The sequence below is a fragment of the Vibrio ostreicida genome (assembly GCF_013074385.2).
In the GTDB taxonomy this organism is placed as follows: domain Bacteria; phylum Pseudomonadota; class Gammaproteobacteria; order Enterobacterales; family Vibrionaceae; genus Vibrio; species Vibrio ostreicida.
Map to the genome: position 1 here is coordinate 511635 of NZ_JABEYA020000001.1, position 15157 is coordinate 526791.

Below are 15157 nucleotides of genomic sequence, written 5' to 3' on the forward strand. Positions count from 1 at the left end.
GTGGCGCGAGGTTACTATAATCGTCAAGATCTCACCCAAGAACGTTTTATTGACAACCCGTATGCCCAGAATAAGGATCAGGCTCGCTTGTATCGAACTGGAGATCTTGCTCGTTGGCTGCCGGAAGGCAACATCGAATATCTAGGTCGCCTCGATCATCAGGTCAAAATCCGTGGTTTCCGGATTGAACTCGGTGAGATAGAAACGGTGTTGGGGCAGTGTGACAGTGTTAGCCAGAGTGTCGTGGTGGCACACGAAACGTCGCTTGGTGATAAAAGGTTGGTGGCGTATATTGTTGGCTCGAATCGTCAACTTGACTCAAATGAGCGTAAAGATTCCAATGCCTGGATCGTGTCATTAACTCAAGGCCTATCGAACCGCCTACCAGAGCATATGATCCCGACAGCGTGGGTCGTTTTAGATCAGCTGCCTCTGACACCCAATGGCAAAGTAGACCGACGTGCACTTCCGCTTCCTGAATTGGATACGCAACAAGACTATGTTGCACCGGAAACCCCGACAGAAAAAGCGCTATCAGCGCTATGGCAACGGACGCTCAATAGTGAGCAACCGGTCGGAAAGACAGCCAATTTCTTTGCCCTAGGGGGGCACTCTCTGCTAGCCATCCGTTTGGTTGCTGAAATTCGTGCTCAGTTTAACGTGTCACTCAGTGTCAGGAGTATCTTTACTCACGCCACGTTAGCAGAGCTCGCACGATTGATAGAAGGTAGCCACCGTCAGAGTGAATCCGTTGAAATTCAGGCATCTCAACGACCCTCGCGCCTGCCTTTATCTTATGCGCAGCAACGTTTGTGGTTCCTTGAGCAACTTGAGGAACAAAGTGATACTTACAATATGCCTTTGGCGCTGTCTTTGACAGGATCGCTTAATATTGAGGCCCTCCAGCAGGCGCTCAATGATGTGTTAGTGCGTCATGAAAGCTTGCGTACCGGATTCTGTAATATTGACGGGCAAGTTGAGCAACGCATTTATGATATCGGCACACCTTTTGACCTTGAAAGACGAGATTTGAGCGATTTGGAAGGGGAGCAGCAGCAGCGGCGCCTCTGCCAAGCTCGTGATGAGGAAGCGTCCAAGCCCTTTGCGCTTGATCGCGATTTGATGATCCGAGGACAGCTCATCAATTTGGGTTGGGATCAACACGGTAAGGCTAAGCATCTTCTATTGCTGACTTTGCATCATATTGCCGGAGATGGTGTGTCGCTTGAAATCCTGCTTAAGGAACTTGACCATTTGTATTCTGCGTATGAACAGGGGAGAGCGCCTTCGTTGTCGCCTTTGGCGATCCAATATGCCGATTATGCGGTGTGGCAGCTCGAAGCATTACAAGGCGATAAGATTGCGCATGAGTTGGGTTATTGGCAGTCTCGTTTGGCTGGGATCCCAGAAGTGCACGGCTTACCTTTAGACAAGCCTCGTCCTAACACCCAGTCTTATCAGGGGGCCTTGTATCAGCAGTCACTGCCTACTGAACTAACTCAACACTTGCAAGCCCACCTGAAATCTCAAACCAGCAGCTTGTTTATGGGGATGCAGGCCGCATTTAGCATCCTTCTAAGCCGCTACAGCGGCGAGACGGATATCGTTTTTGGTACGCCTGTTGCTAATCGAGAGCAAAAAGAACTCGCTTCTTTGATTGGATTTTTTGTCAATACGTTGGTCATTCGCACTGACGTGGATCAAGGCCAGTCATTTAACCAATTACTGGCTTCATGCCGAGATGATGCGCTTGATGCATTTGCGCATCAACAGCTTCCGTTTGAACGTCTGGTTGAAGCGATTCAGCCCAATCGCGATCTGAGCCACCACCCTCTGTTTCAGGTGATGCTGGTTGTCGATACGCAACTAGAGACGCTCACCAAGCTTGGTGGTCTTGACCTTGATACGTTGGATTTCCAAACGTCAACATCAAAATTTGATCTGACCCTAAACGTTCTTGAAAGCCTTGATTTACAAGGTCAGCCTCAAGTGACGCTGGGATGGGAGTACAGCACAGATTTGTTTGATGGCGAGACGATTGAGCGTTTATCACAGCACTTTATTCAGTTGCTGTCGGATATTGTTGCAAAACCTGATGCTAAGATTGCACAACTGTCTTTAGTGAGTGAGGAAGAGGAAAGTCGGTTGTTGTCTTTGGGGAGAGCTGAGCGTCAATGGCCGACGTCACAGTGTCTTTACCAAGAAATTGAACAACAGGTGATCCGCACGCCGAATGCCGTTGCGCTGGTCTTTAATGGGCAGCCGATGAGCTACGCCGAAATGAATATTCAGGCCAACCGTTTGGCTCACTATTTGAGTGAACAAGGTGTGGGCCCTGATGCCTTAGTTGGGATGTGCTTGTCGCGTTCGGCGGACATGATCATTACCATTTTGGCTATTCACAAGGCCGGTGGCGCTTACGTCCCTCTGGATGTGAGTTATCCAATCGATCGCTTGAGTTATATGATGGAGGACAGCGAATGCCGCTTAGTGATCAGTGAAGCGCTTCATCACGATAAGCTTATCGGAGCCAAGGTTCCAGTGATGATGCTCGACTCGCAAGACGTCCAAGCCATGCTCCGTGTTCAACGTGAAGACAATGTGCCGATCGAAGCGCATGGCGTGACGCCAGCAAACCTTGCGTACGTTATTTATACCTCTGGTTCTACGGGCAAACCGAAAGGGGTGATGATAGAGCATCGTGCGTTAAGCAGCCATATCAAGAGTATCTGTGTTGCTTACGGCATCACAGCAGACGACAAGATTTTACAATTCTCTAATATTGGCTTTGATGCCTCAGTAGAGCAAGTGTTTGAAGCCTTGACGACAGGGGCGAGTTTATACATTCGTCCCGAGACATTGTGGACTTCTGCTGAGTTCGTTGATTGGCTCAACAATAACCCGATCACGATAACTGAATTTCCACCTTTGTATGCCAAAGCGTTGCTTGAGCCTGTATTGTCAGACGAGGCATTTTGGCATTCGACCTCATTATCACGATTAGTGGTCAGTGGGGATGTTCTCAACGCCGATTTTGCCCAAGCATGGCAAACAGGGCCGGCCCAGAAAGTCTGCCAGTTAATCAATAACTATGGCCCGACAGAAACAACCATCTCCTCCACATTGCATTGGTTGGATGGCGCCGTAGTCGGTTCCAGTGTTCCGATTGGACGGGCAACCATGGACACGGATGTTTATGTGGTCGATGACAAAATGCAATTGGTTCCGCAAGGCGTCCCTGGGGAATTGTTATTAGGGGGCGTGGGAGTGGCGCGCGGCTACCTTAATCGCGAGCAGCTTACCGCAGAGAAGTTCATTGTTGACCCGTTCCGAGTTGAGTCAAATGCCCGTGTTTATCGCACTGGAGATAGGGTGCGGTGGCTTGCCAATGGAGAGCTTGAATTCTTCGGCCGCTTTGATACTCAGGTGAAACTTCGTGGATTCCGAATTGAGTTGGGAGAGATTGAAACGGCACTTCGTCAACAAACACCGGTTGAGGATGCAGCGGTCATCGTGCGCGAAGACCCTTATGGAGATAAACAGCTGGCAGCCTACCTCGTGGCCAATGCCAACGACGATGCTGCACTTATTAATGATCTTAAGCAAGCACTTCAGAAAACACTGCCGGGGTTCATGATCCCCAGTTCTTGGTCAGTATTGTCAGCGTTACCTGTGAATACCAATGGTAAACTGGACAGAAAAGCGCTGCCGGCACCCGCTTACGCGACGGAAGATGAATACGTTGAACCGACCTCGCCGACGGAATGTGCACTGGCTGATATTTGGCAGGATGTGTTGGGAATGTCGGCGCCGATCAGTTCGGATGCCAACTTCTTCGTGCTTGGTGGTCATTCGTTGTTAGCGGTCCGACTGATCGCAAAAATCAGTGCTCAACTTGGCGTGGAGCTGACCGTTAAGCAAATTTTCGTTACGCCTGTCCTGTTTGAGATGGCGGAAGCCATTGATGAGCGGCCACAGTTTGCGCAGAGTTCAATCCCGCTTGCTGATCGCCAGCAGAGGCTTCCTGCCTCTTTTGCCCAACAGCGGATGTGGTTTATGCAGCAATTAGAAGGCGGCAGCACCTATAACATGCTGGGCGTTTACAAGCTCACTGGTCCTGTCTGCCATGAGACGCTAGAGCAAGCACTTTGCCACTTGATCGAGCGTCATGAAACGTTGCGAACTTGTTTCAGTAAAATCGATGATGTGTTGTACCAGCAGGTACAACCGATGCCCACTGGCTTTACCTTGCGTCTGACGGATTTGTCGGACTTGAGTGAACACGCACAACCACCACAATTGCAAAGCCTCATCGCTCAAGATGCTGAAAATGTGTTCAACCTTGAACGCGATCTCATGCTCAGAGCGCAATGGGTCAAGTTGTCAGAAAGGGACTCAGTCTTACTCATGACACAACACCATATTGCCTCGGATGGGTGGTCTTCTGATTTATTGATGGCTGAATTAGCGCAAGTGTATGATGCGTTTGTCCGTAATGAAGCTTCACCGCTTAGCCCGTTGGCAATCCAATATGCCGACCATGCGGTGTGGCAGCGTGACCAATTAACAGGAGACAAACTCGATCAGCAAGTCCGTTACTGGCAAACACAGTTGGCGGGGATACCACAGCGACATGGGTTGCCTCTTGATAAGGAAAGACCGCAGAGTCAAAGTTATGCGGGAGACCTTTATGAAATGCCCATTTCACCGTTATTGGCTAAGCAGTTTAAGCAGCTTTGTCAATCACAGGGTGTGAGCTTGTTCATGGGGATGCAGGCGGCTTATGCGTTGCTGATCAGTGCGTACAGTGGCGAATCAGATATTGTGATAGGAACGCCTGTCGCTAACCGCGAATTGCTCGAGCAGCAAAGTTTGGTTGGGTTGTTTGTTAATACTCTGGTCATGCGTACGGATTTGTCTGAAACGCCCACTTTTGCCGAGTTATTGCAGCATAGTAAAGCGACAGCGTTAGAGGCGTATCAGCATCAAACGCTGCCGTTTGAACAGCTAGTTGAAGCATTACAACCCAATCGTGTGATGAGCCACCACCCAGTCTTCCAGTTATTCCTGAATGTCAATGAGATGCCCTCAACGGCGGCCACCGCCTTTGGTGAGGCGACCATTGAAGAGTCAAGAACGGCGCATCAGACAGCAAAATTCGATATCACTCTGAATGTGATGGATCAGGGTGCGGGAGACGGGGGTTTCGACTGTTATTGGGAATATTGCACCGACTTGTTTGTGCCTGAGACGATGGCCAAGTTGGCGAATAGCTTTGGGAAGCTCTTGCAAATCATGGTTGATGGTCCGCAAACAACGATTGATAGCGTTGCGGTGTTTGAGGAGTCCGAACAGCGGATTGGGCTACAAGCGCTGAACCAAACATGGGCGGATTACCCTCGGAGTGAAAGCGTTGCGTCTTTGTTTGAGGTGCAGGCCGCTAAAACACCACACGCCACCGCGGCGACGTTTGACGCTATGTCACTCAATTATGCGGAGCTGAATCAGGCCGCCAATGTTCTTGCTGAAACCTTGATAGAACAGGGCGTTGAAAGCGATACCTTGGTTGGGATCTATCTGGATCGTTCGATGTCGATGTTGGTGTCATTGCTGGCGGTGCTAAAGGCGGGTGCTGCTTATGTACCACTGGACCCCAATTATCCCCAAGAGCGCATTCTGGCGATGGTGCAACACAGCCAGCTTGAACTTGTGATCACTTGTGAACAATTGGGCTTACAGGTTCCCGGTAGCGTGAATACATTGATGGTTGACCACATTGATGGAAACGTTCAACCAAGTTTGCCAACGGCTAACCCATCACGCTTAACGGCGAGTGCTCAAGATCTGGCGTACGTCATTTATACGTCGGGTTCGACGGGCGAGCCAAAAGGGATTGCTGTCGAAAACCAGTCTGTGGTGAACTTTTTATATTCAATGGCGAAGGCTCCGGGTATCAATAGTGATGATACTTTACTGGCAGTCACGTCCATTTCGTTCGATATTCATGTTCTGGAATTGTATTTGCCCCTTTTGTTTGGCGGCCATGTTGTTATTGCCTCAACCCAAGACAGGTACAACCCTAAACAGCTGTCGAATTTGATGTCTCAACATGATGTTACCGTCATGCAGGCGACGCCATCAACGTGGCAAATGCTCGTCAAGAGTGGTGATTTCATTCATCCGGATCTGAAAATGATCTGTGGGGGTGAAGCCATGCCTGAGTCATTGAAATCCCAATTGTTGTCGGCCGAAGAGCGTTGTCTGTGGAATGTCTACGGGCCCACTGAAACCACGGTTTGGTCCTCAGCACAACCGCTCAAAATCGACAGTGATATTGGCCTTGGGCGGCCGGTTGCCAATACCCAGTTCTATATCCTCAACGCCTACGGACAGCAGGTGCCTGCGGGAGTTGCAGGTGAGTTGTATATTGCAGGGGAAGGCTTAGCGAGAGGCTACTTATATCGTGACGACTTGACGCAAGAGGCGTTTATCAACCACCCATTCTGTGACCGTGGTCGCCTGTACCGAACCGGTGATCTTGTGCGCTGGTGGCCACAGCAGCGGATTGAATACTTAGGTCGTATCGACCATCAGGTTAAAATACGCGGTTTCCGAATTGAACTCGGTGATATTGAAGCCGCGCTCGATAGCCTAGATTGTGTGAACGTCAACGTGGTGGTCGCTCGTGAGGCGGCGTCGGGGGATAAATATCTGGCGGCTTATTTGGTGCCCACTCACACTCCTGACGATGAAAGCCTGTGGCTTGCAGAGGTCAAACAGCAATTGGCCGCTTACCTTCCTGAACATATGGTGCCTTCAGCAATGTGTGTCATGGAGGCTTTGCCGCAAACGCCGAATGGAAAAATAGACAGGAAGTCTTTACCTGACATCCGTATTCAGGCGACGGCGTGCTTTGAAGCACCTCAAACGCAGCTGGAGCAATTGATAGCGAGTTTGTGGCAGACGATATTGGCGTCAGACGAGCCCATTGACAGGCATGCGAATTTCTTCGGGCTGGGCGGGCATTCTCTACTGGCTATACAGCTATTGGATTTCATTAAAAAGGCCGTCGGACTGACGTTACCTTTGTCTGTGGTCTTTAAAACGCCAGTGTTAAGTGACATGGCAAGCGAACTGGAGGCGTTGCAAAATCAATCGGATCAAGCGGGCTTAAATGAAAACGTTGTGACGGTGGAATCTGGCCGAGGCGACACGCTTCCGCTGTCATTTGCGCAGCAACGACTGTGGTTTATTCAGCAGATGGAAGGGTCGACAAAGCAATACCACATGCCAGCGGCACTGGTTTTGGAAGGTGAGGTTGATAGTGACGCGCTTGAGCAGGCCTTTGAGTTTGTTGTTTCACGGCATGAAGTACTGCGTACTACCTACCACAATGATGCCAGTGGTGAGGCTTATCAGTTTATTCACGCGGCTAAGCCATTTGATCTCGTGGTTAAGGATTTGTCGGCGTTGAATGAAGATCAACAACAGAGGCGTCTCGCGGCTTACCAGCAGTCTGTGTTTGAAGAAGAGTTTGACCTAAGTTCTGATCTTATGCTTCGCGCTCGTCTTGTGAGACTGTCAGAGAGCCGCTCAGTGTTATTGGTCGTCATGCATCATATCGCCAGTGATGGATGGTCCGCCGGCGTGTTCATCAATCAAATTTCTGAGATCTACAATCTGGGCCGGGAAGGTAAGTGTTTCCCTGAGGGTACGATGGCCGTCCAGTATGGTGATTTTGCGCTTTGGCAGCGTAAAAAACTCAATGATGGTGTGTTGTCACAACAGGCAGACTATTGGTGTCGCCAATTGGCCGATGCGCCGACCGTGCACAGTTTACCTTTGGATAAGCCGCGCCCTGCCAAGCAAGTCCACCATGGCGATGTCGTTCATCATTCAATCAACGATACATTGACCGATGACTTTATGCACCTGTGTCAGCAACAAAATGCCACCTTGTTTATGGGGCTTAATGCTGCGTTATCCTTATTGATTAGCCGTTACAGCGGGGACAATGACGTCGTGATTGGTTCACCGGTTGCCAACCGAGAGCAGCCGGAGTTGGCTGAGTTGATTGGCTTCTTTGTGAACAACTTGGTGATGCGGACAACCATCGAACCGCAACATGGTTTTACGACGTTGCTAGCACAAACCCGAACCCACGCATTAGAGGCATACGCGAATCAAAGCCTCTCCTTCGAGCAATTGGTTGAGGAACTGAAACCCACTCGAGATTTGAGCCATCATCCAATATTTCAGATCATGTTGGTGTTACAGAATACGCCTCAAGGTGAGATCAATTTCAATGGGCTTCGCAGTCACAATATGACTATTGACACCCAAACTACGTCATTTGATCTGACACTGAATGTTGAACAGACCAAGAGTGGTATGACTTTGAGCTGGGAATTTAATACCAGCTTGTTTAAGCGCCACACCATTGTGAACATGGCGAAGCATTTTGAACATTTGCTGATGGCGATTTTGCAACAGCCAACCAGACCGGTTCAAACGCTGAACTTTATCGATGAGCAAGAACAGGCATTGATTATTGAGCAAGGCCAAGGCTTGTTAACGGACGCACATACACAGGTGGCTGGGTTGTGTGTGCATCAGATGATTGAAGCACGAGCGGCACAAACACCCGATGCGACAGCGCTGTATTTTGAAGGGACGACTCTGAGTTACCACGCACTGAACTGCCGTGCTAACCAAGTGGCTCACTATCTGATTGAAAGGGGGTTAACGGCAGATGGCCTCGTGGGGATCTGCTGTGATCGTTCCCTCGATTTAGTGGTGGTGATGTTAGGTGTGTTGAAAGCCGGCGGTGCGTATCTTCCACTTGATCCAAGTTATCCACAAGAGCGGTTGGATTATATGGTTGAGGACAGCCAGTTGAGTCTGATTCTGGTTCAGTCACAGTGGCAAGATAAATTCCCTTCTCATTCTGGTGCGATTGATGTGACGTCACTGATGCAGCAATCTGTGGGCTATCAGTCAGACAATATTCCACTCGACCAGATTGGTCTGACGTCTGAGCATCTGGCTTATGTCATTTATACCTCTGGTTCTACGGGGAAACCTAAAGGGGTCATGTTAGCGCATAATGGCCTAGTGGATCTTGCGATATCACAACAGCAGCTTTATCGCCTTGATGCCAGCAGTCGCGTGCTGCAGTTCGCGTCGTTTAGCTTTGACGGTGCGGTATTCGAATGGTCTGGCGCTTTGTGTGCAGGTGCAACATTGGTGTTGATCCCGCAAGATGTTGTCCATTCAGCGGAACGTTTGACGGAGACGGTCAACCAGCGAGCCATCACTCATGTTACGTTGCCACCAGCGATTTTACCGGCTCTGGATGCAAAGGCGTGGCATGGAGTACAACATTTGGTGCTCGCTGGTGATGACTGCCCATTACCGCTGGCCAAACAGTGGGCCGCTGGACGATGCTTATACAATGGCTATGGTCCATCGGAATCAACTGTGTGTGCGACGCTTGGGCGCATAGAACCCGATTGCCAGCAACTTCATATGGGTAATGCGATACCGGGCAAAACCGTTTACGTACTTGATGCGCAGCAGCAACTGGTTCCCACAGGGGTCACTGGAGAGCTGTATATCGGGGGGACGGGAACAGCAAGAGGCTACCTATTTAGGGAAGCGCTCACGGCTGAACGATTTATTGCCAGCCCATTTAAGGCGGATGAAATTTTGTACCGCTCTGGTGACAAGGTGAAATGGAATACCGATGGCCATTTAGAGTTTCAAGGTCGTGTAGACCATCAGGTTAAGCTCAGAGGTTTTAGAGTTGAACTAGGTGAAGTGACGTCGGTGATCCTTAGCCAGTCGTTCGTCCAAGATGCTTTTGTCATGGTTAGAGAAGATCAGTCCAACGAGAAGCGGCTGGTTGCCTACTGGTGTGCTGCTCACGATCAGTCACGGGCAGACTCGATCGATTCTGACGATTTGAGAGAAGCGATCAAACACCAGTTACCCGGTTATATGTTGCCGTCGGCTCTGGTTAAATTGGACAAGATGCCCCTCAGCGCCAATGGAAAAATTGAACGTCAACGTCTTCCTGAGCCCAGTTATTCCCTGACAGGGACGGTTTTCCAAGCGGCAGATAATGAGGTAGAAATGGCCTTATGCTCTGTGTGGAGAGCTGTATTGGGACTGGAAGAGGTCGGGGTCACTGACAACTTCTTTAGTTTGGGTGGAGATTCTATCTTATCGATGCAGGTGGTCTCACAACTCAGAGCCGCAGGGTATCAGTTGACGACCCGTCAGTTGTTTGAGTATCAAACCATTAAACAACTCGCCCCACAGGTCAGTGAGGTTGAGAACCCGATAGAGCAAGCTGCTGTGTCAGGCTCGCAGGCGTTTTTACCTATTCAGCACTACTTCTTCTGTGGTGACGATACTCAGCAACATCATTTTAATCAGGCTCAGTGGTTTACTTTGTCTGAAGGGTTAGGTGCGGCATTCTTGGCGGAATTATTTGCGCAGCTTTACCAACGTCATGATGTGATGAGAATGAGTTTTGGCCAAAATCAATCGGGTACGTGGTCTGCACAGTATTTGCCTGTGCAAACTCAGAACGCTGACATGGCATTCGATAAGTCACTTTGGGTAGAAGACTGCCGTGCTATCGGAGCGCATGATCTCAGCGCGCATATCGCTCAAGTAGCCAATCAGGCACAAGCCAGCTTGTCACTCGATCAAACTGGGTCGGGCAGTCTTTGTCGCTGGGTTTGGTGCCAGTTGCCAGAGGGCCAGCCAGATCAGTTGTTGTGGGTCATGCACCACTTGATTGTTGATGGTGTATCGTGGCGAATCCTTGTGCAAGACTGGCAAACAGCGGTTGAGCAACACGCCAATGGAAGCGCGATATCTTTGCCAAATAAAACGCATAGTTATCAGCAATGGGGACAATGGCTGGAAGCCTATGGCCAGTCAGAGGTATTGCTAGGCGAGAAAGCCTATTGGTTATCTGTCGTCAATGATCAAGTTGATTCTTGGGCTGCGGCGGTGGGAACGGGGGCAAGAGAAACGCTCACGCTTCGCTTTGATGCCTTGCGCACTCAGCAATTACTGTCTGACTCTAGCCAGTGTTATCACACCCAGATTAACGAGTTGCTGTTGTGTGCGTTGCTGGACAGCTATTGTCAGGTGTCAGGCCAAGATAAGCTCCGTGTTGATCTTGAAGGTCATGGTCGTGAAGTGGATGTGGTGTCTGTGGTGAAAGGTTTGCCGAAGGCTATCGACTTAAGCCAAACCGTCGGTTGGTTCACTAACTTATATCCGGTGGTGTTGCACAGTGACACACTTTCGGATATCGGAGACTTGATCAAAAGCGTCAAAGAGCAGTACCGATCGATTCCGAATAAAGGGATGGGCTTTGGCGTGTTGCGTTACCTGATAGAAGACAAGGATATCGCGGCCACGCAGCATTCCTCTGATTTGCTGTTTAATTATCTTGGTCAATTCAGTGGTGATGACGAACAGACGGCCTTTAGTCAGCTTGGTGATGAAGTCAGCCCGTTACGACAGCGTACCCATGGCATCGAAGTCACTGGGTTGGTGGTCGATGGTGTGCTTGAATTTACCTTTAACTATGACACGCAGCGATTCCCTCAGACGCCGGATCTTTTGGCAACCTATCAAGCCTGCCTTGAAAAGGTGATTGAGCATTGCGTGACACAGGATGGTGGACATACGCCATCTGACTTCCCATTGGCCAGTCTGTCGTTGGACGAGGTGACGGAGCTTGATACTCGTTACCCGACATTGGTTGACGTTTATCCAAGTACGCCAATGCAACAAGGCATGTTACTTCATAGTGAAATGGCGGATGGCAAAGGCGTGTACATGTGCCAAATGCAAATGGTGTTTGAAAAACTCGACAGTGCACGTTTTAAGGCCGCTTGGGAGCAAGTTGTCGCACGCCACGATATTTTTCGAACTGGGTTTACACAAAGTGCGTCGGGTGAGCTGTTGCAGGTTGTGGTTGAAGAGGCTGATTTGCTATGGCAGGAACTCGACTGGAGGCAAAAGGGTCAAGACGAGCGTTCTGATGCATTGGCGCCACTCCTCATAGAACAGCGTCTGGCGCCATTGGCGATAGAGGCTGCGCCTTTAATGCGTTGTGTGGTGATTCTTGAGTCCGACCAACGCAGTCGTTTTGTGTGGACAAATCATCACGCATTACTTGATGGTTGGTGTCTACCGCTTGTGTTTGATGAAGTCATGAACCTGTACTTGGGTCACGCCTCACTGCCAGCTGTTAAGCCCTATCGCGATTATGTTGGTTGGTTGCAAAACCAGTCACAGCAGCAAGCTAAGGTGTACTGGCAAACGTATTTACGTGATGTGAATGCAGCAACGTCGCTCAGTTTCTGCCAAACAGTGAGTGAGAATGCATCACACGACAGTGAGCACTCGTTGCATCGTCCTCTGGATGAGGCAATGAGTGAGAAACTCACTCAATTTTCGCAGAATAACCGAGTGACGTTGAATACCGTTATTCAAGGCGCATGGGCGTTGTTGTTAGGTCAATACAGCGGTGACGAGCATGTGGTCTTTGGGTCAACGCGTTCAGGACGAAACATACCGCTTGAGGGCGTGGAGCAAATGATTGGGCTCTTCATCAATACTCTGCCTGTGTGTGTTGAGGTGGCGAAAGGCGAGGTGGCCCTCTCTACTTGGTTACAAGGATTGCATGCTTCTCAGCAGGATCACGACAGCTATGCGCACAGTTCATTAACAGACATTCAAGCATGGAGTGACATTCCTCAGGGAGAAGCGTTGTTTAATACGTTGGTTGTGGTTGAAAACTACCCTGTGGATCAGAACGTAAGCCAAGACAGTCAAGTTGCAATGCCGCGGTTGATTGAGTCCCATGGTGAGGAACAAACCAACTTCCCGCTGACTTTAGTGGTTATTCCTGACCAAACCATCGAGATCAAGTGGCTATTCCAGTCTAAGTTTGTCGATCAGGATACGATGGAACGTATCGCCAATGATTTCGAGCGTTTACTGACCAGAATGTTGGAGGATTCTAAGCAGGCTATTCGTCATCTTACTCACCTGACTGAGCAAGAATCACAGACCACATTGGTCCAATGGAATCAAACCAGAACGGAGTATCCACGTGAACTTGGACTTGCTCAGTGGTTTGAAGAGAATGTGGCTCAGACGCCGGCGGCATTGGCATTGGTCCATGGTCAGGAACAAATGAGTTATGAGGACCTAAACCAGAGGGCCAACCGTCTGGCGCATTATTTGCGCTTGCAGGGTTTGTGTGAGGGGCAATGTGTTGGGGTTTGTTTAGATTCCGGGATGGAGATGATCGTCGCATTGCTGGCGATCATCAAAGCGTCTGGCGTATACGTTCCGCTTGATCCGCATTCACCGCAGTCTAGGCTTCGCCATGTGTTGGAGGATACGGCGACGGCTATGGTTCTCACCACCCACAAGTTGGCGTCACAGTTACCGGATAGTGGCCATCAAACGGTGGTTATTGACAGTGCGATACTGCAGCAAGCCTTGTCTCAACAGCGCAGCGATAATCTGCCTGTTCCCTCTATCGACCCAGACCAATCGCTGGCGTATGTGATGTACACATCGGGTTCCACTGGGCAGCCGAAGGGGGTCAAGGTCACACAGCGCGGCGTGATTCGACTGGTGAAAAACAACACAGCACTGCCTCTGTCTCAACATACGGTGATGTTGCAGTGCGCTGCGGTGACGTTTGATGCCGCCACGCTAGAAATATGGGGGCCTTTACTCAACGGCGGGCAAGTGGTGCTCTACCCAGACGCTTTGGTGGATGCTCAGACCTTAGGTAAGGTGATTGATCGCTATTCAGTCAACAGTATGTGGTTGACTTCGGGCCTATTTGACCAGTTTGTGGCGGTTAATGAGCAGGCTCTGCCTAGCTTGGCTCATGTAATGACAGGCGGGGATATCGTTAATCCTCAGTCAGTACATACCTTCTATCAGCAGCAGCCCAAGGTCACGGTCATTAATGGTTACGGCCCCACGGAAAATACGACGTTTACCACGTGTTTTAGTGTGCCGAGAAACTGGCCCGCCGATAAACCGTTGCCGATAGGGCAGCCAATATCGAATACGTCGGTGTATGTTCTGGACCGTCATATGAGCCCAGTGCCCATTGGCCATGTTGGAGAGCTATACACCGGAGGGGAAGGGTTGGCCTTAGGTTACCTGAATCAGGAAGTGATGACACAAGAGCGGTTTGTTTCCTCTCCATTTACGGACTCGACGGAGGATTCTCAGCGTCTGTATCGCACCGGAGATTTGGTTCGCTGGCAGCAAGACGGGACGTTACTGTTCGTCGGACGAGCCGATGAGCAGGTAAAAGTTCGAGGGTATCGGATTGAACTGGGTGAGATTGAATCGCAATTGTTGCGTGATGAGAGGGTCAATAACGCACTTGTTATGGCAAAAAGCCGTGATCTTGGTGGCATCAGTGACAAACAGCTGATCGCTTATGTGGTCACACCATCCCCGAGCATTGAGTTGCAACAGCAATTGTTTGGTGTGATGAAACAGTCGCTACCTGATTATATGCAGCCTGATCATATCGAGTTGTTGACGGCATTCCCTCTGACGGCGAACGGTAAAGTCGACCGACGTGCGCTTCCTGAGCCAGCTCGACGACAAACGCACACCTTAGTGTCTCCGGAAACCGAAACTGAAATTGCGCTCAGTCAGGTTTGGCAGTCATTGTTGCAGTTAACAGAGCCGGTGAGTACCGATGTGAGCTTCTTGGCTTCAGGCGGTAATTCCCTGCTGATGATGCGCCTTAACGCGATGATCTCAAATCAATTTGAGGTTCAATTAGCGATTGATGTGCTGTTCAGTCACCCAACCATTGCTCAGATGGCTGCTCAGATTGACAAAGAAAAAGACTTGGTCGAAGCCCAGTTACTAGAGGACATCCTCAGTCAAGTTGAAGATCTCGATATGGACAATCTGGACCTATCCCTGCTGGGGTTGGAGGATGACGACATCGAAGGCTTAGAGAACATACTCGATAGTGAACCTCAAGATTAACCTTTTTTCCTGATGATTTAGGAATCAAAAGAGAAGGCTCTGCATCAGCAGAGCCCATTCTCCATAAACAAACAATGGAATG

General features: G+C 49.8%; 1 protein-coding gene (running past one end of the window). It reads left to right on the forward strand.

Going from position 1 to position 15157, the window contains the following annotated elements; all coding sequences use genetic code 11:
* Nucleotides 1-15075, forward strand: the 3' portion of a protein-coding gene (locus HLM86_RS02265; protein WP_170882055.1) for a non-ribosomal peptide synthase/polyketide synthase. The gene continues 12837 nt to the left of window position 1, outside the view; 15075 of the gene's 27912 nt are visible here — the last part of the coding sequence; the start codon falls outside the window, past its left edge; it ends in the stop codon at nt 15073-15075.
* Nucleotides 15076-15157: the final 82 nt, after the last annotated feature.